Raw genomic sequence first — 22,714 nt, 5'->3', positions numbered from 1 at the left:
TTAGTGAACCACCCAGCTCAGCACCCACAACCCCAGTACCAGCCAGATAACCCCAGCGATGATCGACGCACGCATGAAGGCGCGGATCGCCGAGTACAACAGCATCAAACCGATGATCAGCACGAGAATGCTGATGATCGAGGGCTCCATGCCGAGTGCCCGCGACAGCCCGTCGACAAAGTTGCCGCTGGCGTGAGTCAAGGCATTGAACAACCCACTGAGCGTATCGACGATGAACCGGATGACCGAACCCAGCGCCTGGCCGAGCCATTCGAAAAAGCTATCTACCTGCATGTGTGCGTCCTGATGAAAGAGTGGGTGCCAGAGCTGGGCTCTTTGGCCATTGTCAGGGCTGGCGAGCGCCCTTGAAGCATAGAGGTTTGGTGGTTTGAATTTGCGAATAGTAACTGAACGTCTGCGCCCACTGGGCAAGCTTCTGCGTTGGGCTTCAGGTAGCTTGCTGCTTCTGGTCGCGCTGCTGTGGCTGGCTGACCGGATCTGGCCGTTGCCCTTGCCCAAGGACGACCTGGCAAGGGTGGTGCTGGCCGAAGACGGCACGCCGCTGTGGCGGTTCGCCGATGCCAATGGCGTGTGGCGCTATCCGGTGGAAACGTCGCAGGTATCGCCCTACTACCTTGACGCGCTGCTGACCTATGAAGACCGCTGGTTCTATCGGCATCCCGGCGTGAACCCGTTGGCGCTCGGTCGGGCGACGTGGCAAAACCTCACCGGCGGACGGGTGTTGTCCGGCGGCAGCACTTTGTCGATGCAGGTCGCGCGGCTGCTCGATCCGCATTCGCGAACGCTGTTCGGCAAGCTGCGCCAATTGTGGCGTACCGCACAACTGGAATGGCACCTGTCCAAGGATCAGATTCTCAGCCTTTACCTCAACCGCGCACCGTTCGGCGGCACGCTACAAGGCGTGGCGGCGGCGAGTTGGGCTTACCTGGGCAAGTCGCCGAAACACCTGACCCACGCTGAAGCCGCGTTGCTGGCGGTATTGCCGCAAGCTCCGAGCCGCTTGCGTCCGGATCGACACGCGGCGCGCGCGCAAGTGGCGCGGGACAAAGTGCTGCGGCGGCTGGCGCAATTTCAGGTGTGGCCGCAATCGGCGGTCGATGAAGCACTGGAAGAACCGTTGCTGCTGGCGCCCCGTCTGGAACCGAGCCTCGCGCCGCTATTGGCGCGGCGCTTGAACCGTCCGGACAGCCCGCCACTGATTCGCACCACCCTCGACGCCAACCTGCAACGGCGTCTCGAAGACTTGCTGCTGGGCTGGCGCGCACGCCTGCCGGAGTACACCTCGGCGGCGATTCTGGTGGTCGAGGAAGAAAGCATGGCGGTGCGCGCCTATCTCGGTTCGGTGGATATCAATGACGACCGGCGATTTGGCCATGTGGACATGATCAGTGCGATGCGTTCGCCCGGTTCCACCCTCAAACCCTTTCTTTACGGCATGGCCATGGACGCCGGTCTGATTCATTCCGAATCGCTGCTGCAGGACGTACCTCGGCGTTACGGCGATTATCGGCCGGGCAACTTTTCCATGGGCTTCAGCGGCCCGGTGCCGGCCAGCAGCGCGCTGTCGACCTCATTGAATCTGCCGGCGGTGCAGTTGCTCGAAGCCTACGGGCCGAAACGCTTTGCCGCCGAAATGCGTATCGGCGGCATGCCGTTGACCTTGCCGCCACTGGCCGAGCCGAACCTGGCGTTGATCCTTGGCGGTGCTGGTAGTCGTCTGGAGGATCTGGTCAGCGGTTACAGCGCGTTCGCCCGTGGCGGCAAGAGCGCCAACCTCCGTTTGCAGCCCGACGATGAGCTGCGTGAGCGGCCGCTGCTGTCACCGGGTTCGGCGTGGATCGTGCGGCGAATTCTCAGTGGGCAGGCGCGTCCCGACCGCGATCCGCGCGCCGAGTTGGTGCAGCGCCCGGTGCTGGCCTGGAAAACCGGCACCAGCTATGGCTTTCGCGATGCCTGGGCGATTGGCGTCGGGCCGCGTTACCTGATCGGTATCTGGATCGGTCGCCCGGACGGCACGCCGGTGCCGGGGCAATTTGGCCTGGCGTCGGCGGCACCGTTGATGCTGCAAGTCCACGACGTGTTGATCAACCGCGACAGCCAGCGTGGCATCAGCGCGCCGGTAGAACCGGTGCCGTTGAACGTCGGGGTGGCGGCGATCTGTTGGCCACTGGGTCAGCCGATGAGCCGCAATGACCCGAACTGCCGTCGCCAGCGCTTCGCCTGGACGTTGGACGGCACTACGCCGCCGACGCTTCAGGCCATGGATCAGCCGCTGAGCGTGGGACTGCTGGAGAAGGTCTGGGTCAACGCCAAAGGTCTGCGGGTCGACGCCAAATGCCCAGGCGCCGTGGCTCGGGATATTGCCTTGTGGCCGGCACCGCTGGAGCCTTGGCTGCCACGGGTCGAACGCCGTGAAGCGCGCTTGCCGGCCAATGACCCGGATTGCCCAGGGCCAGTGCTGGCGGCGTCTTCGCCGCTGTCGATTGTTGGCGTACGTGAAGGTGATCAACTGCGCCGGCCAGCGGCCAGTCAGGAACTGCTGCGACTGAAGCTGTCGGCACTCGGCGGCAGTGGACGGCGCTGGTGGTTCGTCAACGGCACGCCGCTGGGCGACAGCGCTAATCAAGAGAGCATCAACGCCACCTTTGAGCAGCTTGGGCGCGTTGAGTTGAGTGTGCTCGATGAGGGCGGGCAGACGGCACGGGTCGAGTTCAACGTCGTCGATTAGTCCGCCATCGCGAGCAAGCTCGCTCCCACACTGGATTCGCGTAAGACACACTTTTTAGTTGTCAGTGCAAAACTAATGTGGGAGCGAGCCTGCTCGCGATCTGTCGCGCAGCGACAGCTTGCTTCCTGAGAAAATCGGCCTGAAGCTATACGCCTTCAGGAGAGCCCGATGAACCTTGTTGAACTGACCGAACGCCTACACTGCATCCGTGACCGCAACGACTGGCGGCAATTTCACAGCCCGAAAAACCTGGCCATGGCCGCCAGCGTCGAAATGGCCGAGCTGGTGGAAATTTTCCAGTGGCTGAGCGAAGACCAGTCGCGCCAGTTGTCGGCGGACAAACTTGCCCATGCCGGTCAGGAAGTCGGTGACATCGTGCTCTATCTACTGCTGCTGTGCAGCGAGTTGGGGTTGGACATGGAACAGGTAGTACGCAGCAAGCTGGCTGACAGCGAACGGCGGTTCAGCTGATGAACGACCGTCATTTCGATCAGTTGGCGACCCGTTTCGCCGAAAAAATCTACGGCGGTGCCAAAGGCGCGATCCGTCTGGCGGTGCTTCAGGCCGATCTGGCTGAAGCCCTGCCGGATCGACCATTACGGGTGCTGGATATCGGCGCCGGTCTGGGACACATGTCGTTATGGCTGGCCCAGCGCGGCCATCAAGTAACCCTGGCCGAGCCTGCCGAACCAATGCTCGAAGGCGCCCGCCAGCGCTTCGCCGACGCAGGGCAAACGGCAACGTTTATCCAGGCGCCGTGGCAAGAGCTGCTGGGTCAGCTCACCGAACCTTATGATCTGGTGCTGTGCCACGCGGTGCTGGAATGGCTGGCCGAGCCTCACGCGATTCTGCCGGTGCTGCATCAACTGACGACTAAAGACGGCTGGCTGTCGCTGGCGTTCTATAACCGTGATGCGCTGATTTACCGCAACTTGCTCAAGGGCCATTTCCGCAAGATGCGCAAGAACGACATGGCGGGCGAGAAGCAGAGCCTGACCCCGCAAATGCCGCTGGATCCGCGCGAACTGGCGACGCAACTGGAAGGCTTGTGGCAGGTCGAAACCCAGAGCGGAGTGCGGGTTTTTCACGACTACATGCCGTTGGAATTCCAGGCCCGTGCCGAACTCATCGACTTGCTGGAAATGGAACTGGCCCACCGTCGTCACCCGAGCTTTGCGGGTCTGGGGCGTTACCTGCACTGGATCTGCCGCCCGGTCTGAACCATGGTTCCTGTGGAGAGCATCATGAAACGCCGTTTGGGATTGATCATGCTGTGTCTGGGGCTCGGTGCCTGCCAGGGCAGCAATCCGTATATCGCCAGCTCCAACCCGCTACCGCCGGCCCCACCGCAAGCTGCCAAGACATTTGATCGCAGCGCCTACCCGGCGCCACCGCGTGATTATGCTCGCTACCACAGCTGGGCCTGGCTCAACGGCCGGTTGCCCAACGGCTCGGCCTGGGCCGACTCGGCGCAGATCGCCGAAGCGGTCAGCAATGCGCTGGATCAACGGGGATTGCGTCCGCTGCACGACAATCGTCCGGCCGACCTGTGGGTCAGCGCCGACCTGCACCAGGAAACCCGCCTGAAACAGGTTCAGGACGATTACGGCTATGGCGGCTACGGTGGTTATAACCGTTACGGCAACGGCTACGGCATGTACAACACGGTGCCGATCGTCCGTACCTATCAGGTGCAAGTGCTGGTGATTCGGGTGGACTTGTTCGACGCCGGTACCGGGCAACCGGTCTGGAGTGCCAGCGCTGAAACCGGCCTTCAGGGCAACGAAATCGAGCGCGGTGATGCGTTACGAACAGCTGTGGAAAAGGCGGTAGCGGCGTATCCTCCCAGTTAGGTTCCCTGACTCGAACCGGAGAAAAATCATGTCCCGCCGTCTCTCATTACTGGCGTGCGCTGTGTTGCTCAGCGCTTGCCAATCGACCCAGGTCAATCACGATTTTGATGCCAGCCGCGACTTCGCCGCCTATCGCAGTTGGGCCTGGAAAGAGCCTGCCTTGCAATACCGTCCCGACGATCCCCGGATCAAGAGCGACCTCACCGAACAACGCATTCGCCAGGCGGTTGCCGACCAACTCGACCAGCGTGGTCTGCGCCCGGCAGCTACCGGTGCCAAGGCTGACGTCAATGTGCGGACCTACCTGATCGTCGAGGATCGCCAGCAACAGATCACCACTAATTACGGTGGTGGTTGGGGTGGCCCCTGGAACGGTTACTGGGGCGCGCCGATGTACAACGAAACCCGCAACGTCTCTTACAAGGTCGCCACGCTTCAGATCGACCTGTTCGATGGCAAGGATGGCAAGCTGGTCTGGCGTGGCAGCGATGAGCAGTTGCTCAGCCGATCGCCTCAGCCCGCCGACCGCAGCGCCGCGATTCGCGAGACAGTAGGGCGGATATTGAGCAACTACCCACCGAGATAAAGCGCTTCAATCACCTGCGATAGCAGTTTGCCAGCGCAGTGCCCGAGCCTTGACTACACTGCTTGCACCCCCGGAGGTAGCGCTCGGCAGTGCGCCGGCAAAGGAGTGCTCGATGTCTCCTCGTTTGCAGTTTCGCGGCCCGGCCCGACAACGTGGCGCTATCGGTTTGCTCGCGGCAATGACCTTCGGCCTCGCGCTATTGTTTGCTTTGTTGGTGGTCGACAGCGGCCGGCTCTATCTGGAACAGCGCAAGTTGCAACGGGTGGCGGACAACGCCGCGCTGGAAGCGGTCAGCCGCGGTGGCAACTGCCTGCCGGGCCTGACAGCGGCCAGTTACGCCGGGCAGAGCGCGGCGCGGAATGGGTTCATCGTCAGCAGCACCAGCACCCTGAGCACCACCTGCGGCTCGCTGGTGACGCCGGCGACCAACCTGCGCACCTTCGTCGCCAATGCTGCGAACTCGACGGCCATTCAGGTAGTTGCCACCAATGTGGTGCCGACCAGTGCGGTGGGTGCTCTTCAAGCGTTGTTCAGTGGGGCTTCGGCCAGTGCCAATACCCTGTTGACGGCCACTGCGGTGGCAGCGGCGCCCAAGCCGACGCTGGCGCAGTTGAGTATTCGCAGCTCACTCGTAAGCGTCGACACCGCCAGGTCGAACCTTTTGAATCCACTGTTCTCGAGCCTTCTGGGCGGCAACGTGAACCTGACAGCGCTGGGCTGGGATGGCTTGGTCAATACCGATATCAACCTGCTCAGTTTCATGGACCAGTTAGCCATCGAGCTGGGGGTAACCGCAGGTGATTACACGGCATTGCTCAGCGCGCAAGGAACGGTGACTCAGTTCATCCACGCTGCTGCAACGGTTGCGGGTCAGAATGGTGCCTCGGCCGATGTAACGACGGCTTTGACCAGTTTGCAGCTGGGGACCACCAATGCACCGTCGATCAAACTCGGCGATGTACTTCAACTTCAGGCGGGCAGCTCGGCGGCAAGTCTGGACGCCACGGTGCAACTGTTCCAACTGGTTCAGGGCTTTGTCCAGCTGGCGAATAAAAACGCTGCAGTGACCGCGGTTCTACCGGTGAACGTATTGGGTCTGCTGGGTGTGACGACGCGTATACGAGTGATTGAGCCGCCGCAGTTTTCTGCCATCGGCGATCCGGAGCTGGCCAAGGCTGACCCGTTGGGCGTGAACCGAATCTATGTGAAAACGGCGCAGGTAAGAGTTCTCACAACGGTCGACCTTTCCCTGATCAACGCTGTGTTGCAGCTGGTTAATACGCTGCTGAGCCCGATCATCGTTTCCATTAACACGCTGCTGGCACCGGAGTGTCTGTTGGCAACCTGCACTCAAACAGATCTGCAAATAGCGCCTGAGGGTCTCAATCTGGACGTGGGGCTGGAAGCCGGTGTGGGTAGTAGTTATGTCACCGACTACTCATGTGTCAGTCCGACCAGTAAAAGTCTCACCGCCACCACGGACATTACCGCGCTCAAAGTCAAAGTCGGCAGAATAGACCCCGCGATTTGGCTTTCCTCGTCACCGTTGTCAGCTCTTTCGCCGTTAACCCTGGTCGATATCGGCAGCAAGACTTGCCACGGATTGACCTTTATCTGTGGTCCGCGCACGCCGTTTGCCGGCGGTGGCAGTGAAATCATGATCGATAGCCCGATCGCCGGGACCAGTGACCCGAATTACACCTACAACAACCCCAAGGAAATCAATGTCCCGCCACTGCCGACTCACACCGTTTCGGTATCGGGTGTCGTAGGCAGTTTGAGCGGGACGTTAGGAGGCGTAACGCTCATTCAGCACACGCCGACGATTGGCGGTCTGACGGCTTTCCTGCTCAACACGTTGTCATCGCTGCTGGCAAATGCAACAACGCTGCTGATCGGAGCAATCGATGGTTTGCTCGCGCCATTGGTCGACCCGTTGGTCAACGACCTGCTGCTCAATCTGGGGATCGACGTCAACAAGGTCGATGTGGGTTTCAATTTGACCTGTGGGCAGAAAGGCAAAGCCTATCTGGCGATCTAATCGCTCAGCGCAATCGGCAGTTCGATACAGAACCGCGCGCCCTGGACCGAGTTGCGCACGCTCAGCCGTCCGCCCATGTTCTCGACGATGCCATAGCTCACCGACAGCCCCAGCCCAGTGCCGACACCCACCGGTTTGGTGGTGAAGAACGGCTCGAAGATTCGCTCCAGCAAACGTGGATCGATGCCACCACCGTTGTCTTCCACCCACAGCCGCAGCGAGTTGTGGTCGCGTTCGGCATACAGAGAAATCCACGGCTTGAACGCTGAATCTCCTTCGCGCTTGCTCAGCAGCGCGTCGCGCGCGTTGACCATCAGGTTGATCAGCACCTGTTCCAGCTGATCAACGTAACCGCGTACGTTGGCCTCGAAACCGAACTCGCTGATCCGCAAGTCGACGCCTTTGCCACGCATGCCTTCGGCCAGCAACGCCAGTGTGCCTTCCACCGCTTGTGCCGGGTTGAACAACTGTTGCTCGATCTCCGAGCGCCGGCCGAACACCCGCATGTGATCGACCACCCGTGCCGCGCGCTGGACCTGGGCGTCGATGCGCTTGAGTTTGTCTTGCAGGTAATCGATCTGCACATCGCCGCTGCTCAAGCGCTTGAGCACGTTGACGATGGCCATGCGCATCACGTTCAGCGGCTGGTTGATTTCATGCGCCAGCCCGGTGGCCATCTCTCCAAGGGTGGCCATTTTTGCGCTTTGCGTGAGCTGTTGCTGTGAGCGGCGGACCTCAGTGTTATCGCGGCCCACGGCCTGGATTTCCACCAGACGACCCTGCTCATCGAACACCCCGCGATCCGACCAGACCCACCAGGCGTGTTCGCGTCCGGGAAGTTGCAGGCTGATCTCGGCAGTGCTCACCGGAAATTCCGGCGTCAGTTGGCGCAATCGCTGTACAAAGGCTTCACGCTGTTCGGCCGACAACCAACTGCCCAGATCGACACCGGGCAGTTGTTCGGGAGCGCATTCCAGGTACGTCGCCAACGGACGATTGCCAAACGTCAGCGTCAAGTCGGGACGGTAGCGGCAGATCATCGCGGGCGAATCTTCCACCAGCATCCGGTAACGCTCCTCGCTTTGCTTGACCTGTTCGCCAGCCTGGGTCGCTTCGGTGACATCCAGCCACAAGCCGACCACCTCCACCGGCAGCCCGAGATCATCGCGCAGCAACTTCGCTTCATCGAGCAGCCAGTGGTAGTCGCCACGCTGATCGCGCAGACGGTAACGCGCGCGTACGGATCCCTCGCGCAGCAACTGGCGGGTGCGCTCGAAATACAGATCGCGGTCTTCAGGATGAACCCGCTCGATCATCGCGTTGTCAGCAAAATCGTTCAGGTTCCAGCCGAGCAACGGCAGCAGGCTGTCGCTGAAAAAACTCGGTTGCAGCGCGCCTTCGACATAGCGCTGCACGTAGATCACCGCCGGCGAACTGGCGATCAGGTTGTCCAGCCGGGCATGGGCAGCGGCGGCTTGCTGTTGTTGATTTTTGATGTCGCTGATGTCGAGCATGAAACCCACCAGCCGCCGCTGCTCACCCACGCCCAGCGCCTGACCTTGCAAGCGATACCAGATCGGTGTGTGGGCGTCGTCGGGTCGGTGCGGGCGCACGCACAGCAGTAAGGTTTTGCCGTGTAGTTGCAGGTCTTGCACGCGGCTGGCCAGCTCTTGGCGGTCGGCCGGATGGATCAGCGTCAACCACTCAGCCAGCGGTAACCGGGCGCTCTCCAGACGCAGAGTGAGGGCCAATTGCGGCGCCAGTTGAACCTCGTCAGTGTGGCCGAACAGCTCCCACCAACCGGTGCCGAGCAAGCCTTGCAGGGCTTCGAGTCGTTCCAGTTGCTGATGTTGATGCTGCTCGCGCAAACGCCCCAGTAGCGGCCCGGCCAACGCTGCGGCCAGCAGCAACCAGTCACGCTCGCTGAGCTCCGGAGCGCGCTGTTGCACCGGGTAAAAGCCACAGAGCAACCAGGCCGCGACACCGTGATCATCGCGATAAGGCACCAGAAACCCATCGGCATTACCGAAAGTCCCCTGCAACCGCGGATGCTCGCTGAGGCCGTGAACAACACTCAAACGCAGCGGGGTGTTACCGCTCAAACTGTCCAGGCTGGTGCCCAGCGATTGACCGGTTTGCCACAGCTCGGGCGCATCGTGTGCGCTGTACTGACTGTAGATCAGCCAGCTTTGTTCTTGCTCATCGAGCAGGGCGATGGCGACACAAGGGATGTGCCAGCGCTGAGCCAATCCCTGTAGCTGCTCGGTCAGAACGTCCGGCAGGCGCATCAGGCTGCACAGGCGAAGCTGTTCGCTCATGTGTCCCTCGAACACCTGACACTCCTCGCGACTGTGGGCCTGTTGACGTTCGTGGAGCAGATCGCCAATGTCGAGCAACTGCAGCAGCCAGCCATCAGGCGCCGGCTGAACCCAGCCGCGCAGGTGCAAGGTTTGTCCGCCGATGCCGCAGAAGTCCAGGTCCAGACTTTGGCCTTGCCAGTCAGCGGGTGTGCCTTCGACGGCCAGGTGGCTGTGGGGGAGCAGGTAGTTGATCAGCAGCGGGGACTGGTCGGCGGGCGGATGCTGCGCCAGCGCATGGCGCAACGGTCCACTCATTTGCAGTACCCGGCCCGCCGCGTTCAATTGCAGGTGCAACCCGATGGGCTGCGCGGCCAGGCTGTGGGGCGTGTCGGGCTCCTGGAACGGCGGACGATTGAGCAGCCGGCCGAAGAGCTTTTCCCCAGGCGTCAAAATTGAAGACTCGATTGTGCAGTCAGATTCGTCGGCAGATTGGGCACGGTGCCGACACCTGGCAGGACGAGGAACGGGATGACTTGATTGAGCTTGCTAGTGGGGTAGTTCACGCTGACCGTCAGCAATCCGCCTGCGCTATAGGTCACCGAGGCGTCCGCGCCCGCACCATAAGTGATGTTGAAAGCGCTCGGCACCCAAGACAGTTGTAGCTGTAGTGCCTGGGTTGCCATGTCCACTATGGCCGTTTGGTAGCCTGGCGTGTTCGGGTCTAGCGAGACGCTGCGCCGGACCGCCTCGGCGGTGGCCTCGTGGAACGATTGCATCAGCAACAGCGGCACGCTGTAGCTGACGATTCCGTAAAACACCGCGAAAAAGATCACGAATACCAAGGCGAACTCAATCGCCACAGCGCCTTTTTGCTTTCTAGGGAGGCCTGATTTCATGAGTGCGTCTACCCTGACAACGACTACGTGGTATCAGCATAGAATCATTCAGCCAAAGCGGACGATTTTTACCAGATGCAGAGTTTTGTCCTACTGATCTGGCTGGCGCTCTGCGCGGCGCAGGATGTTCAGCAACGGCATATCGCCAACAGCCTGACGTTGGGAGCAGGGTTGTTGGCGCTGATTTATTTGCTCTGGACCGGCACCACCTGGCTGGGCGCGCCGGCAGCCCAGGGTGGTTGGGCACTGTTGCTGGCGCTGCTGTTTACCGTGCCCGGTTATGTGTTGGGGCGGATGGGGGCCGCTGATGTGAAGCTGATGGCGACGATCGGTCTGGCGACCGACAACCTGCATTTACTCGGCAGTTTTATCGGCGCCGGGGTAGCCAGCTTACTGTGGTTATTGATCGCTCCAAAAATCTGGCCGCATATGAGTCAAGGACTTAGAGATCGTCTTCAGTACCTGGCGCCAGAACTGTCAAAAAATCCACCCTTCGCGCCTTTCGTGCTGATCGGCATGCTGCTGACGCTGCCTTGGATCCACTAGTCGCGTGGCGCGACTAGCGCTATGTACATAGTAGGAAAGTAGGTCTACTTTCAACTCGGAGCCTGTACAACCTGCCGTTGTCGGTACAGGAACTGACAGTCTTCGGACAGGGCATGGAGTTGCAAGTGAACAAGCCTACCTCTGCAGTAAAAGTGCTGGTGGTCGATGATCAACCGTTGATAGTGGAAGAGCTTTGCGAGTTTCTTGAAAGCAGCGGCTACCGTTGCGTCCCGTGTGAGTCCAGCCAGCAAGCCATCGCGCGCTTCGGCGAAGACGTCGACATCGGCCTGGTGCTTTGTGATTTGCACATGCCCGGGCTCGACGGTATTCAACTGGTTCAGGAGCTGCAACGCATCGCCGGCAAGCACCGGACATTCGAAGCCATCATGCTGACCGGCCGTGCCGACAAACAGGATGTGATCAAGGCATTGCGCGCCGGGATCGCGGACTACTATCAGAAGCCGATTGACCTGCAAGAGCTGCTCGAAGGGGTGCAGCGCCAGGAAGTCGCGCTCCAGGAGCGGCAAAGAAGTCTCCAATTAGGGTATTTGAATCAGAAGTTGCAATGCCTTTCGGAATCCATCGATGACCTTTATCAGGACCTCGATAAAGTTCGCCGTGCTCCGCTTGTGTCGCCATCCGGGAGTTCAGGCGGTGAGGTGGATCGTGAGGGGATGCCGGCGATTTTCAATCAGCTGTCGCCTCGGCAGCTTGATGTGGCCCGATTGGTGGGCAAGGGGCAGACCAATTACCAGATTGCCTGTGAGTTGGGGATTACCGAGAACACGGTGAAGTTGTATGTGTCGCAGGTGCTGCGGTTGACGCATATGCATAATCGGACGCAGTTGGCGTTGGCTCTGTCGCCGAGTGGTTCTGGGGGGCGGGCGCGGGTGACGGCGCACTAGGCTTTGGGGTACATATCCGTTGCTGCGGTAACGGCCACTTAGGGTTTCGCCTGACGGCGACTCACTTTTTTTACAAGCGCCTAAAAAAAGTAAGCAAAAAAACGCTCGCCCCAAGCGTCCGGCACCTCGCCTAGGCTCGGCGTTCCCTCGCTCCGGTGTCCATCAGGGGGCATCGCCTACGGTCTGCTTCGCGACGACCTCCTCTCGATGTGTCCGGCTGCGCCGTACGGCGCTGTGCGCCAACCCCCTGATGAACACCTCCACTCGGCCTCCCGAAAGGGGCGGGTGGATCACAAGCAAAGCACGGCGGCCTGACAGCCGGCCTGAGTGGTAAAGGCGCGCCACTGGTGATGATCTTCGTAGGAGCTGCCGCAGGCTGCGATCTTTTGATCTTGCTCGATTGTTTCTACGTTATTGGGGGTTGTGTAATGCCCGTAGGAAGCGGCTTGAACTCGATGACAGCATCACGAGCAACGTAGAAATCTCCGACATGTCTTTCAGGTTGCCGCTCGGAAGCGCCACCTCTAGCCTTTGAACGTCGCTGCCAATTCAGCGTCCGGGCGTCGCGGCCCGAATAACTTGGTATATCCATTTCATATTCGGAGTACCGACATGCATCCATCCATCCCCAATCCCCCCGAAACCGACGACGTTTCCCCCTACGATTCTCCCGACTCGAAAAAACTCCACGACGCTGCCCACCGTGCCCTCGATCATTACCTGAAACCGACCCTTGTGAAGCTACGCTTCAGCGATCTGCATTCGGACAGGTTGTTTGCCGTCAACCCGGATATCGACACCGAAAGTCTGTTGGCGAACGCTTCCGAAGACCTGGCCTCCGTCAAAGCTATGGCCGCCGATCTGGCATTCGAAATCGAAGGCTCGCGACGCAATGTGGCATTAGGCATTTGCAGGATGCTTGATGGAATCCGGCTGCTGGTAGACCGAGCGCTGGACAATCTGGATCCTGAAGAACCAGCGGAATATGTCGTCAAACCTTAACCGCTTGGGACGGCACCCGTAGCAGCTGTCGAGCCCGCGAGGCTGCGTTCGAGGACGCAGTCCTCGTAAATCCTATACACGCGGACTGCCTGATAGAACGCGTTGCCCGATTTTACGACCGCTTCGCGGCCGAACGCAGCCTCGCGGGCTCGGCAGCTGCTACGAGCGGCTACTCCGCCTGATGATGCGGCTCTAAGGCGCAAACGCCCGGGCAATGGCGGTGAAGCCTGGGCTAGCCAAAACGATCAATAACATAAAAATAATTTTCTCCCCTTTGTCTCCTGAAGACAGGCCGGAACACATGTTCAAGTGTGTCAACTGCGACCTTGGTCAGCAAACGTCCTGCATGCATCAGATATGGCAAATCAGCACCGCTTGTCGGAACTGTCAGTTCTTACAGGGTGTAAATGCCCTTGATTTACGCTTTTATTGGCTTGGTTCTAACATTGTATAAACTTTGGCGGAGACAAAAACATGTCAATTCAACAACGTGAAAATTCCCCTGACACCCAGGATAGACAGTTATCTTCCCCCACTACAGGCAGAGAAGTGTCGCGTAAAAATCTTGAATTCATAGGGCCAGTAGGACAGAGTCACGAAGATACACTTATTGAGTTGGCGTTTTATGGCCCGGGAGGCGACTATGTTCATCGAATGGCGCCAATAGTTTATAATCCTTGGAGATATAAAGCAGACTTTGAACTAAAGATCGGAAATTACTACATTCACTACCGCTATCACCTGAGGAATGGCACTCCTTCATACTGGTACAACTCTGGAGTTTTCACTGTAACAGCGTAAACCTCATCACGAATTATGGGGGATAAACACTTTTGATCCTGCCTGGTCTCGGAGTAGGTTGATACCTGTTTCACCCTAATGCCTGATGCACCGCATCGGGCGTTTTGTATTTCAGCGATGGGTGAGGCTGCTCGCTGTTATAGATTGATCATTTCGTGGTTGGGCGTAAGTATTTACACATCTTTTCGTTCTAACACCCGTAGCAACTGCCGGGTGTCGTGCTCATCGCTTGCGATTCTAAGGCGCAAACGCCCTGGCAATGGCAGTAAAGCCCGGCCCCGCCAATACGATCAATAAGGCTGGAAACAGAAACAGCATCATCACCACGGACATCTTGGCGGACATTTTCGAGATGTATTCCTGCAAGCGCGTCAGGCGTCGGTCGTCGAGTAACTGCTTGAGCGTGAGCAGCGATTTCATGGCGCCGCCGCCTTGATGGATCAGTTGCTGGAGGATCACGCAGGTGTCGGTGAACTCGTCCACGGCCAGCAGTGTCGCGGTCTTGTGCAGCTCCTCGCCGAGCTCCAGACCGGAGTCGACCCGAGTCAGGATCAGCCGTAGTTCACTGGTCAGTTCCGGCAGCAGTTTGTGCGCCTCGGTGCTGAGCACACGCAAAGCCTGCTCTATGGCCATCCCCGATTCGAACAGAATCCGTAGCAGTGGAATGAAGGTCGAAATCTCGATGGCAATATTTTTTTGCCGACGGTTTACGGCGTAGGCCAATAGCCGTTTGGGCAAGAGATAACCCAATCCGGCTCCCAGCAACGGAGCGAGCCATTGGTTTTGCGCGTTGGGGTAGAACACCTGTTCAAAGAATACCGCCAGCCCGAGCACCAACAGGGGCGTGCCGATCTGGCAGGCGGCGAACAACGAGCGCTCGCTGGATTTGCGCCAACCCAGGCGCGTGAGCAGGGTTTGGGTCTCGCGGTCGATGCTGACCGACCGCTGGCCGAACTTGCTGTCCCCGAGCGCCCGCAACCAGCTGCTGAATTTGCTTTCCTGCACCGCATGCCCTTGCAGGCGTTGGGCGACGTGCCGCTCACGCCGTCGCTGTTCCAGCAGATTGCCAAGCACCAGCACCACGGCCCCCAGGAACAGCAATGCGCTCACCACTAAGGCCATCTCAGATACTCCGCAACATGCGCCACAGCGCCAGGCACCCGACGATCTGCAAACCCACCGCGGCGATCAGCATGTGTTGGCCGGCGGGGTCGTGCCACATGCCCAGCATGTAACCGGGGTTGGTCAGCATGAAGTAGCTCGCGATGAGAATGGGCAGCGACGCCAGAACCCAGGACGTCATTCGGGTTTCACCAGTCATGGCCCGGAGCTGACGGGCGCCTTGCTCGCGTTCACGAATCAGTTTCATCAGGTTCTCCAGCAGCTCGCTGGCGTTGCCGCCGTAGCGATGATTGACCTTCAATCCCAAGGCAAACATGCGCAGCTCATCCTGATCAAAGAGCTCGGCAAAATCGTGCACCGCGTCGGGCAGGCTGACGCCTAATTGCACGTTGCGCTGAATCCGCCCCATCGATTTTTTAAGCGGGTCGGCGCTGGCGTCGATGCCTCCCATCACTGCGTCGGCCAGGGTGCGGCCGGATTTGAGACTGCGCACGCTGTGATCGAGCAACTGCGGCAACTGTTCGATCATTCGCCTTAAGCGACGTCGGTAACGCCAGGCAATGTACAAACGCAATGCCAAGGGCGGCGCCACCAACAGCATCAGTAGACCAAGCCAGCTCTGTGCAATAAATCCGATCAGGCACAGGGTGGCCCAGAGCACCAGCCACAGCGCCAGACGCTCGGTCGGGCGGCCAAGGCCCGCGCGCAAAAAGGCCCGTTCAAGGCCAGCCCACGCGGGTTTCTTGATGATCAACTGCGGTTGCCCCTGGGCCAGTCGATTCAACACGCGTTCGGTGCTGGTCTTGCGCAGGCCCTGATAGAACAGCCGAATCGACAGTCCCAGGAACACCACGCACATCAGGCTGAGCAGTATCGGGCCGATCATCACACAAGCCTCGTCAAGTCAGTTGAGGGGCAGAGACAACTCATGGCGCAGCTTGTCGCCCGCGGGGTTGGCCGCTTCGCGCAGAAAGCCGAAGCCGGTTCGTCGGTCGAAACGAAACAGCGTGTTGGTGACGTAGATGTCCTCGCGGATACCCACCACTTCCACCACCTCGCTGACGCAACGCCGGCCATCCGGCAGGCGCGTCAGTTGAATCACCACATCGAGTGCCGCGCAGACCATCTGTCGCAGCGTGCGTTCGGCGATCTGACGCCCGGTCAGGCCGACCAGGGTCTCCAGGCGTAACAGCGCATCCTGGGCGTTGTTGGCGTGCACGGTGCTCATCGAACCGTCGTGACCGGTGTTCATCGCGGTCAGTACGTCGAGCACTTCAACGCCACGGATTTCGCCAAGGATGATTCGGTCCGGGCGCATCCGCAGGGCGTTGCGGATCAGGTCGCTGGCTTTCACCTCGCCATGGCCCTCGGCGTTGGGTGGACGGGTTTCCAGGCGTACGACGTGAGGGTGGCCCAGTTGCAGTTCGGCGACGTCTTCGATGGTCACCAGACGTTCGTGAGTGTCGATCAGCTGGCTGAGAATGTTCAGCAGCGTGGTTTTGCCGGTGCCGGTACCACCGCTGATGAGGATGTTGCAGCGTTTGCCCACCGCTTCTTGAATGAAGTCGAAGATCGCCTGATCGATGGTTTGCATCGCCATCAGGTCGCTGCTTTTAAGCATGTCCTTGCGAAATTTGCGAATCGACAGACACGGTCCGTCCAGCGCGATGGGCGGGATGATTGCATTGACCCGGCTACCGTCGGGCATGCGCGCATCGACCATCGGCGAGGATTCATCCAGACGCCGCCCCAGTGGCGCGAGGATGCGTTGCATGACCCGCTCGACGTGATGAGCGTCGATGAAGCGCAGATCACTTTGGTGCAATACACCGTCACGCTCGATGAACACCCGGTGCGGACCGTTGACCAGGATTTCGGTCACGGCCGGGTCGCGCAACAGCACTTCCAGCGGACCGAAACCGGTGAGTTCGTCGACGAGTTCTTCCGCCAGGCGCTCCATTTCATAACGCGAAATAGCCAGGTGCAGACGGGCGATGTATTCGGCGACTTTATCGGTGACGAATTGCGAAAGAATCTGACGCGAGCCTTCCAGCAGGTTTTTTCCGGACTCTTCGATGGCATCGATGATGTAGCGATGCAGCACCAGTTTCAGGCCTTCATGATCGGTGTTGCCGATCGGGCTCTGAGTCTGTGCGCCGAAGAGTTTTTCACCGCTCATTTGTTGCCCCGCAAGCGATTCAGCCAACTGACTTTTGGGGTGGCCAGGCTTTCAGAGCGCTTGGCCAGACGTTCACCGAGGGTGCGCAAACTTTGGGTCAGCACCTCGCGCGGGGCCAGCTCGAACAGGGACACGCCCTGGTTTTTTGCGTTGAGCCGAACCTCGGGGCTGTAGGCCAGGACGGCGATCACTTCCAGGCCAAAGGTCTTGCCTAGGGTGTCGGAATCCGGGGCCGCGTGGCGCAGGTAGCGGTCGACCAGCAATTGCGCGTGTTCAAGCTTCATGCCTTTTTCGCGCCAGAGGTTGAGCACCGTCAGGTTGCGCCGGCAATCGAGCACGCTCTGGTCGGTGTACCACAGCAGCTTGTCGCAATGGCTGACAAACGTGCGCAGGGCTTCGCTGTCGGGTTGACCGGTGAGGTTCACCACGATGTGCTGAAAGTGTTGGCGCAGGGCGCTGAGCAACATGTACAGCTCGGCGGCGCTGGTGCGCTCCAGCGGTTCGTCGTTGTTGGCGTAGGCGAGGATTCGCAACCCGGCTTCGGCGCTGGTGAAGGCGCTGTCGATCAGCGTCGCATCGAGGCGCCGAAGATGCCGCAGTGCATCGCCAAAATGAAATGAACTCTCCAGCCCCAGCAGCGCCAGGCTGTCACCACGAGGCAGGCCAAGGTCCAGCAGCAAGGTTTGCTGGCCGCTCTTCTGGATCACCAGGGCCAGGTGTCCGGCGAGCAGGGCACCGTCGGCGTTGCTTTGGGTACCAAACAGCACCGTCAGGCCACCCAGTTGGGTGTTGGGGGCGACCGGCGGCAGACGTTTACTCAGGCGTCGCACCAGACCTGAGACTTCGCTGGCGCGTGAGCCGTAGGCAACGAAGTCCCGAGCCCCGGCGCGCATGGCGTTAAGCACCAGCTGATTGTCCATGCCGTCGCCCAGCGCGACGATCGCCAGCATCGGTTTGGCTTCCAGTGCGCCTTCGATCAACGCACTCTGGGCCACTACATGCTCGCGGTCGAGGCCGACGAACACCAGGCTGGCAAAGGTTACGTCCACCAGCGCCAGCAGTTCATCGAGGCTGCCGCCACCGGCGCTGACCACTTGGCCCAAGGGCGCGAGTGCGCCTTGCAACCACTCAAGGTCAGTGCTGTTGCGGGTAATCGCAAGGAACGTCTGGCTCAGGTTCTGGATCATTGTGAGGGTCCACTGCGTTTATCGAAGTTGCGGTTTTTGAGGACCTGCATCCTTGCTCGATCAAGGGGTTTGTTGGGTCACCTGAATGCCGCGTATGACCTCAATGCTGCGCCGTGACACCGCCACCGGACTTGCACTGACGATGTTTTTTGGGGTACTGCCCAAGGCCAGTTGGGTGAACTGGAACAGCTGAGTGTTGGTGGCATTCAGGAGGGAGGATGAATCGCTTTCACCTGCCCAGTATTTGGCCAGGAGCTGCTCTTCGCTGCTACGCACGGCCAGGCGTAAGGTGCCGACCTGAGTCGCCAGCATCATTCGACTGAGCAATTGTTCGGGCACCGCCAACACTACGCTGCGGGCCGCGATACGACGTTGGTCCTGTTTGAGTTTTTCATCGGAGCTGGTGGCAGGGGAGGCGGGTTTGCCGTCGTTGGTCAATCCGAATTGCTCGCCCACACCCAGTACCCGCATGGCCGGTATGACGATTTGCGCCGATTGCTGCGCGTTGGTGGTGTCCTGACGCAGGAACAGCAGAACATCGACGTAGTCGCCCGGGATCAGTTGTCCGGCAGCGCCGATTACTTCGTCCACCGCCACCGCGAGCGCACGTTCATCACTGTGGATCATCCGTGCCAACGCTCCGCCGGCCTCGAAGCTGTCGTTGCTCAGCCAGGTGCCCGCGCTCAGGCGTCGCCAAGGGATACGGCCAACGGCCTGGTCTAGCCTGCTCAAGCTGCCAACGGGGGCGTTACGGAGTTTTTCCAGGGTCAGGTCAGCGGCGGTGAGGGGGGTAAAAGGCAAGACATCATGCACCAGCACGACGACGGGTTGGCGGGTCTGGTCTTCTGCGCTTGTCAGCGTTTTTTCCACCGCGACGGTGACAGGGGCGGCGACGGGGTCGGTAACGGCTGCGGGTTGTCGGCTTAGCACCAATCCCCAGTACCCGACAATGACGGCGCCGAACAACAGCAGTCCAGCCAGACTCATGGTGACACGACTGTTCATGACGGCTCTCCCTTTCCTGCTGCATCACTGGCTCGTGAACTTCAACGAGATCATTTCGCAATCAGGCAGCTATGAACATGTAACTGTTTGGCTATTTGAAAGTAGCGCAGCAAAGTCAAAACGCCATCACCGGTCAAAAAATAACTCACGAACCGATGAGACGCCCTTGTTTGTGTGCCGGTTTTTGGGCGCCAACATTCCGATTAATACTTTGTGATTAACCGCTTATTACACTTGCTGGAGTGGGGTTTGTTGACAATGCTCCGATGGCATAGAGCAATCATGTTGTGCCCCCGTTACATCGGCGCCCTCTGGCGCAAAGGAGAAGTTGTATGTTCCTTAACGTCATGCGGTATCTGTACATCCGCTTCCAGCTGTTCATGACCCGGACCGAGGGCGCTTCAGCCATTGAATATGCGCTGATCGTCGCGATGGTGGCGTTGGTTGTGATTGCCTTTGTCGGACCGATGGGCAACTCGGTGAAAGGCACCTTCAACAAGGTCATCACTTCACTGGGTGGGACGGTTGTGCCCTGATCGATTGTTCGTGCTCCCATCCGATTGCTTGCTCAGTGAAAGGAGTTGCACATGAACGCTTCTTCGCTCCCGCGCCAACAGTTGCTTCTGGTGGACGATGAAGAAGACGCCCTGTTGGAACTTGCGGAGTTGCTGGAGGGCGAGGGCTTTTGTTGCTTCACTGCAACGTCGGTCAAACTCGCGTTGCAGCACCTGACCCGTCACCCCGATATTGCGTTGGTTATCACCGATCTGCGCATGCCGGAAGAAAGCGGCATGTCACTCATCCACCGTCTGCGCGAGCACACCTCCCGCCAGCACTTGCCCGTGATCGTGACTTCCGGTCATGCCGACATGGACGATGTCAGCGACATGCTGCGCTTGCAGGTACTGGACCTGTTCCGTAAACCGATCTATCACGTGCGCTTGTTGGAAACCCTGGACAACCTGTTCCCGCAACCGAAGTTGTACCAGGTCAGTCCTTAGCGCCATTGGAGTGTTCTACTCCTTGCAGGAGAAGTCGTATGTTCCTTCAATTGGTGCGGTACCTGTTCATTCGATTCCAGTTGTTCATGAGCCGGACCGGGGGCGCTTCGGCGATTGAATATGCACTGATCGTCGCGATGGTCGGCCTGGTCGTTGTGGCCTTTGTCAGTCCGTTGGGAGATTCGGTGAAAGCCACCTTCAACAAGGTCGTCGGTGCATTGGGCGGGACCCCCGTGGCCTGATTTATTGAGAAATTGACGTCATCCATTTGGCATATTTTGATGGTGTCTAAATGATGGCACCTGTATATTGCCCGCGCCTGAACCAGCCCCCGCTGGTTGGCCGGTATGGATGCCTGAAGGAAGCTGGGCGCGCCTACTGAAAACGCGTCCTCTATATGCTTCTGAAGGGAATCTGCATTGAACACCTCTTGCCTGCGCCGCTCAGTTCTGGCGCTTTCTGTGGCTGCTGCCGCCATTCACACCCCTGCCATTGCCGCACCTCTCAACTTGATCAACGACGGCCCGATCACCATCAACGGTGACGATTCTTATGGCATCAAGGATCAAGGCAGCGTTGTTACCAACAACTTCCTGAACTCGGGCAATATCGCTGTCAGCGGGAAGAACGCGACCGGGGTGGCACTGATCGGCACCCAAATAGGTAACAGTGTGATCAACGAAGGCACGATCAAGGCCACAGGCGCCAATGCTGTGGCGTTGCGACTGGATGGCGCTACGTTCGGGTTTGCATCCAGGAACGACTCCTCGAGTATTAACAATACCGGCCTTATCTCCGGCGAAAGGTTCGGCATTCAAGTTCGTAATCAACAGACCACTTACCCTCTCCTGTCGATCGGCCAATCCCGTGGCTCGATCGAAGGCGGTGATGCGGCCATTCAGATCGATGACGGGAAAGCTTATTTCTACTGGGATGGCGGTAACGTCAAAGGCAACCTGATGGGCCTTTCCGGAGTGTTGATCAATGGTGATGTGAACTTCGACGGTTCGACCATCAAAGCGGATTACGTCACGGTGGAAAAGGGCGAGCTGACGCTGCAACAGGCCCACACCACGATCATCGGCGAATTTGACATGGAAGAGCCGACTTCGGTGCTGCATATGTTCCTGGGCAACGACACCAACCCCAATCTTCCGGTGCTCAAGGTCACCGGCCTGGCGGATATCGGCCCAGGTGCTCGTCTTGAGTTGAAGGCGCGCTCCGAAGACTTCCGTACGGCCAATGGCGGTACCCGCTACACCTTGATCAGCTCTGGCAAACTGGTTGGCGGTGAGAACCTGACGGTGGTGTCTTCTTCGGCGTTGCTGGAAGTGAAGAACTACGGCGTCGAGGGCAACGACGTGAAGGCGCTGGTCAATGCCAAAGGTGATGCCGTCGTGGGGCAAAACGTTCTGAATGCCGGTGGTTCATCGAACGCCGCCAGCGCGGCTGAGCGTGTCTCGAATGGCTTGATGGCCAAGCTCGATGAACGCGATCCGGTGTTCCAGGCCTTCGCCAACGCCAGTAGCGATGCCGAACTGGCCAAACTGGCTGAAAAACTCACTCCGGACGTCAGTGGCGGCGCGACCCATGCTGCAGTCAGCGGTCAGTCGTTGATCAATAGCGTGATCAACACTCGCTCCAGCAGTGCGCGCAGCGGTTTGTCCTCGGGTGACGTACTGGCCGAAAAAGGTGTGTGGCTGCAAGCTCTGAGCAGCGACGCCGATCAAGGTTCGCGCAGCGGCGTCGACGGTTACAGCGCCAACAGCCACGGTGTCGCAGTGGGCGCCGATGGCCAGTTGAATGCCGACACCACGCTGGGCATTGCGTACAGCTACCTGAGCAGCAACGTGAAGTCCGACGCCGGGAGCAAGACCGACGTTATCGGTAACGCGCTGACGCTGTACGGCAACTGGACCCACGACAACTTCTTCGTCGACACCTCGCTGACCTATGGCTGGAACAGCAACGAGTCCAAACGCTATATCGCCGGCACCCGTGCCGAAGGCGATTACGACAGTGACATCTTCGGCGTGAACGCGTTGGCCGGTTACACCTTGCGCTTCAATCAGCAGGTGTTGCTGGAGCCGCAGATCGGTGCGCGCTACGCGAATGTGGCGATCGATTCGTACCGTGAAAAAGGCAGCTCGGCCTCGCTGAACGTCGGCAGCCAGCGTTATGAGGTCGGTGAAATGGGCCTCGGCGCACGCCTGGCCGCGGCCTTCGATGTCGGTGCCGGCAGCCTCGAACCCGAAGCCAAGGCCATGGCGTGGCACGACTTCATCGGTGACCAGGCCAACACCACCTCGACCTTTGTGCTCGGCGGCACGCCGTTCACCACCAGCGGGGCCAAACCTGCGCGTGACAGCTATGAACTGGGTCTGGGCGCAACCTACCGGATCGGTGCCTGGAGCGTGGGCGGGTCGTATGATTACCTGACCAAAGCCGACTTCAACGCAGACACCTTCACCGCCAAGGTTCGCTACGATTTCTGATGCTTCGCCGCACACAAAACGACCCGCCATGAGCGGGTCGTTTTGT

22 protein-coding genes are annotated in these 22,714 nt (G+C 59.5%); 14 read left to right on the top strand and 8 right to left on the bottom strand.

Going from position 1 to position 22,714, the window contains the following annotated elements; translation table 11 throughout:
- A complete protein-coding gene (locus tag AC1RKH_RS05135; protein ID WP_123423674.1) occupies positions 1 to 294 on the bottom strand; it encodes a hypothetical protein in 294 nt (97 codons plus the stop codon).
- A gap of 142 nt (positions 295 to 436) precedes the next feature.
- Between AC1RKH_RS05135 and pbpC the strand changes: the two genes are divergently transcribed.
- The 6 genes from pbpC to AC1RKH_RS05105 all read left to right on the top strand — a co-directional run bounded on the left by pbpC (position 437) and on the right by AC1RKH_RS05105 (position 7,229).
- A complete protein-coding gene (gene pbpC, locus AC1RKH_RS05130; RefSeq protein ID WP_493062254.1) occupies positions 437 to 2,749 on the top strand; it encodes a peptidoglycan glycosyltransferase PbpC in 2,313 nt (770 codons plus the stop codon).
- A gap of 168 nt (positions 2,750 to 2,917) precedes the next feature.
- Positions 2,918 to 3,220 (top strand): MazG-like family protein, encoded by a 303-nt coding sequence (locus AC1RKH_RS05125; RefSeq protein WP_477770257.1) that lies wholly within the window; start codon positions 2,918 to 2,920, stop codon positions 3,218 to 3,220.
- Positions 3,220 to 3,969: a methyltransferase domain-containing protein gene (locus tag AC1RKH_RS05120; RefSeq protein ID WP_493062200.1), complete on the top strand. Its 750-nt coding sequence runs from the start codon at positions 3,220 to 3,222 to the stop codon at positions 3,967 to 3,969. Before AC1RKH_RS05125 ends, AC1RKH_RS05120 begins: the two co-directional genes overlap by 1 nt.
- A gap of 24 nt (positions 3,970 to 3,993) precedes the next feature.
- Positions 3,994 to 4,602, top strand: coding sequence for a DUF4136 domain-containing protein (locus AC1RKH_RS05115; RefSeq protein ID WP_123423671.1), 609 nt, complete (start codon positions 3,994 to 3,996; stop codon positions 4,600 to 4,602).
- 28 nt (positions 4,603 to 4,630) lie between these two features.
- Entirely contained in the window at positions 4,631 to 5,188 is a 558-nt protein-coding gene (locus tag AC1RKH_RS05110; RefSeq protein WP_493062201.1) for a DUF4136 domain-containing protein, read from the top strand.
- Positions 5,189 to 5,300: 112 nt separating this feature from the next.
- Complete coding sequence (locus AC1RKH_RS05105; protein ID WP_493062202.1) at positions 5,301 to 7,229, top strand: pilus assembly protein TadG-related protein; 1,929 nt, start codon at positions 5,301 to 5,303, stop codon at positions 7,227 to 7,229.
- On the opposite strand, the gene AC1RKH_RS05100 is transcribed toward AC1RKH_RS05105, so the two are convergent.
- Positions 7,226 to 9,979, bottom strand: a complete 2,754-nt coding sequence (locus AC1RKH_RS05100; RefSeq protein ID WP_493062203.1) for a PAS domain-containing sensor histidine kinase — start codon at positions 9,977 to 9,979, stop codon at positions 7,226 to 7,228. The two genes, AC1RKH_RS05105 and AC1RKH_RS05100, sit on opposite strands and share 4 nt — an antisense overlap.
- On the bottom strand, positions 9,976 to 10,425 hold the full coding sequence (locus AC1RKH_RS05095; protein ID WP_493062204.1) for a TadE/TadG family type IV pilus assembly protein: 450 nt from the start codon (positions 10,423 to 10,425) through the stop codon (positions 9,976 to 9,978). The genes AC1RKH_RS05100 and AC1RKH_RS05095 overlap by 4 nt, the downstream gene beginning before the upstream one ends.
- 75 nt (positions 10,426 to 10,500) lie before the next feature.
- Between AC1RKH_RS05095 and AC1RKH_RS05090 the strand changes: the two genes are divergently transcribed.
- The 4 genes from AC1RKH_RS05090 to AC1RKH_RS05075 all read left to right on the top strand — a co-directional run bounded on the left by AC1RKH_RS05090 (position 10,501) and on the right by AC1RKH_RS05075 (position 13,679).
- A complete protein-coding gene (locus AC1RKH_RS05090; RefSeq protein WP_493062205.1) occupies positions 10,501 to 10,971 on the top strand; it encodes a prepilin peptidase in 471 nt (156 codons plus the stop codon).
- A gap of 125 nt (positions 10,972 to 11,096) precedes the next feature.
- Positions 11,097 to 11,876 carry a response regulator transcription factor gene (locus tag AC1RKH_RS05085; protein ID WP_493062206.1) on the top strand — a complete coding sequence of 260 codons (780 nt, stop codon included), beginning with the start codon at positions 11,097 to 11,099 and terminating at the stop codon, positions 11,874 to 11,876.
- A gap of 612 nt (positions 11,877 to 12,488) precedes the next feature.
- Entirely contained in the window at positions 12,489 to 12,878 is a 390-nt protein-coding gene (locus AC1RKH_RS05080; protein ID WP_493062207.1) for a DUF6124 family protein, read from the top strand.
- A gap of 474 nt (positions 12,879 to 13,352) precedes the next feature.
- Positions 13,353 to 13,679 (top strand): hypothetical protein, encoded by a 327-nt coding sequence (locus tag AC1RKH_RS05075; RefSeq protein ID WP_493062208.1) that lies wholly within the window; start codon positions 13,353 to 13,355, stop codon positions 13,677 to 13,679.
- Between the two features lie 237 nt (positions 13,680 to 13,916).
- Here AC1RKH_RS05075 and AC1RKH_RS05070 read toward each other — a convergent pair whose 3' ends face one another.
- From AC1RKH_RS05070 to cpaB, 5 genes are read right to left on the bottom strand one after another with little or no spacing between them, the layout of a single operon-like run.
- Positions 13,917 to 14,801 (bottom strand): type II secretion system F family protein, encoded by an 885-nt coding sequence (locus tag AC1RKH_RS05070; protein WP_493062209.1) that lies wholly within the window; start codon positions 14,799 to 14,801, stop codon positions 13,917 to 13,919.
- A gap of 1 nt (position 14,802) precedes the next feature.
- A complete protein-coding gene (locus tag AC1RKH_RS05065) occupies positions 14,803 to 15,687 on the bottom strand; it encodes a type II secretion system F family protein (RefSeq protein WP_493062210.1) in 885 nt (294 codons plus the stop codon).
- 18 nt (positions 15,688 to 15,705) lie between these two features.
- Positions 15,706 to 16,980 (bottom strand): TadA family conjugal transfer-associated ATPase, encoded by a 1,275-nt coding sequence (locus tag AC1RKH_RS05060; protein ID WP_493062211.1) that lies wholly within the window; start codon positions 16,978 to 16,980, stop codon positions 15,706 to 15,708.
- Positions 16,977 to 18,167 carry a CpaE/TadZ family protein gene (locus tag AC1RKH_RS05055; protein ID WP_493062212.1) on the bottom strand — a complete coding sequence of 397 codons (1,191 nt, stop codon included), beginning with the start codon at positions 18,165 to 18,167 and terminating at the stop codon, positions 16,977 to 16,979. The genes AC1RKH_RS05060 and AC1RKH_RS05055 overlap by 4 nt, the downstream gene beginning before the upstream one ends.
- Before the next feature lie 60 nt (positions 18,168 to 18,227).
- The gene (gene cpaB, locus AC1RKH_RS05050) at positions 18,228 to 19,172 is read right to left on the bottom strand and encodes a Flp pilus assembly protein CpaB (RefSeq protein ID WP_493062213.1); all 945 of its coding nucleotides are present in this window, start codon (positions 19,170 to 19,172) and stop codon (positions 18,228 to 18,230) included.
- A gap of 332 nt (positions 19,173 to 19,504) precedes the next feature.
- Here cpaB and AC1RKH_RS05045 point away from each other — a divergent pair, with 332 nt between their 5' ends.
- The 4 genes from AC1RKH_RS05045 (at position 19,505) to AC1RKH_RS05030 (ending at position 22,668) form a co-directional block, all read left to right on the top strand.
- Positions 19,505 to 19,708 (top strand): Flp family type IVb pilin, encoded by a 204-nt coding sequence (locus AC1RKH_RS05045; RefSeq protein WP_493062214.1) that lies wholly within the window; start codon positions 19,505 to 19,507, stop codon positions 19,706 to 19,708.
- A 51-nt stretch (positions 19,709 to 19,759) separates the two neighbouring features.
- Positions 19,760 to 20,173: a response regulator gene (locus AC1RKH_RS05040; RefSeq protein WP_493062215.1), complete on the top strand. Its 414-nt coding sequence runs from the start codon at positions 19,760 to 19,762 to the stop codon at positions 20,171 to 20,173.
- Positions 20,174 to 20,211: 38 nt separating this feature from the next.
- Positions 20,212 to 20,415 carry a Flp family type IVb pilin gene (locus AC1RKH_RS05035; RefSeq protein ID WP_493062216.1) on the top strand — a complete coding sequence of 68 codons (204 nt, stop codon included), beginning with the start codon at positions 20,212 to 20,214 and terminating at the stop codon, positions 20,413 to 20,415.
- 177 nt (positions 20,416 to 20,592) lie between these two features.
- On the top strand, positions 20,593 to 22,668 hold the full coding sequence (locus tag AC1RKH_RS05030; protein WP_493062217.1) for an autotransporter family protein: 2,076 nt from the start codon (positions 20,593 to 20,595) through the stop codon (positions 22,666 to 22,668).
- Positions 22,669 to 22,714 lie beyond the last annotated feature (46 nt).

This window comes from Pseudomonas sp. GW822-FHT06B12 (assembly GCF_058799675.1).
Note: the sequence above shows the minus strand (reverse complement) of the source record. Positions and strands in the feature narration are given on the sequence as shown.

Bases quoted from the DNA above. Each gene is read 5' to 3' on its own strand.
- AC1RKH_RS05135 (WP_123423674.1), bottom strand. From the start codon at position 294: ATGCAGGTAGATAGCTTTTTCGAATGGCTCGGCCAGGCGCTGGGTTCG.
- AC1RKH_RS05125 (WP_477770257.1), top strand. From the start codon at position 2,918: ATGAACCTTGTTGAACTGACCGAACGCCTACACTGCATCCGTGACCGC.
- AC1RKH_RS05120 (WP_493062200.1), top strand. From the start codon at position 3,220: ATGAACGACCGTCATTTCGATCAGTTGGCGACCCGTTTCGCCGAAAAA.
- AC1RKH_RS05115 (WP_123423671.1), top strand. From the start codon at position 3,994: ATGAAACGCCGTTTGGGATTGATCATGCTGTGTCTGGGGCTCGGTGCC.
- AC1RKH_RS05110 (WP_493062201.1), top strand. From the start codon at position 4,631: ATGTCCCGCCGTCTCTCATTACTGGCGTGCGCTGTGTTGCTCAGCGCT.
- AC1RKH_RS05105 (WP_493062202.1), top strand. From the start codon at position 5,301: ATGTCTCCTCGTTTGCAGTTTCGCGGCCCGGCCCGACAACGTGGCGCT.
- AC1RKH_RS05095 (WP_493062204.1), bottom strand. From the start codon at position 10,425: ATGAAATCAGGCCTCCCTAGAAAGCAAAAAGGCGCTGTGGCGATTGAG.
- AC1RKH_RS05090 (WP_493062205.1), top strand. From the start codon at position 10,501: ATGCAGAGTTTTGTCCTACTGATCTGGCTGGCGCTCTGCGCGGCGCAG.
- AC1RKH_RS05080 (WP_493062207.1), top strand. From the start codon at position 12,489: ATGCATCCATCCATCCCCAATCCCCCCGAAACCGACGACGTTTCCCCC.
- AC1RKH_RS05075 (WP_493062208.1), top strand. From the start codon at position 13,353: ATGTCAATTCAACAACGTGAAAATTCCCCTGACACCCAGGATAGACAG.
- AC1RKH_RS05070 (WP_493062209.1), bottom strand. From the start codon at position 14,801: ATGGCCTTAGTGGTGAGCGCATTGCTGTTCCTGGGGGCCGTGGTGCTG.
- AC1RKH_RS05065 (WP_493062210.1), bottom strand. From the start codon at position 15,687: ATGATCGGCCCGATACTGCTCAGCCTGATGTGCGTGGTGTTCCTGGGA.
- AC1RKH_RS05060 (WP_493062211.1), bottom strand. From the start codon at position 16,980: ATGAGCGGTGAAAAACTCTTCGGCGCACAGACTCAGAGCCCGATCGGC.
- AC1RKH_RS05055 (WP_493062212.1), bottom strand. From the start codon at position 18,167: ATGATCCAGAACCTGAGCCAGACGTTCCTTGCGATTACCCGCAACAGC.
- cpaB (WP_493062213.1), bottom strand. From the start codon at position 19,172: ATGAACAGTCGTGTCACCATGAGTCTGGCTGGACTGCTGTTGTTCGGC.
- AC1RKH_RS05045 (WP_493062214.1), top strand. From the start codon at position 19,505: ATGTTCCTTAACGTCATGCGGTATCTGTACATCCGCTTCCAGCTGTTC.
- AC1RKH_RS05040 (WP_493062215.1), top strand. From the start codon at position 19,760: ATGAACGCTTCTTCGCTCCCGCGCCAACAGTTGCTTCTGGTGGACGAT.
- AC1RKH_RS05035 (WP_493062216.1), top strand. From the start codon at position 20,212: ATGTTCCTTCAATTGGTGCGGTACCTGTTCATTCGATTCCAGTTGTTC.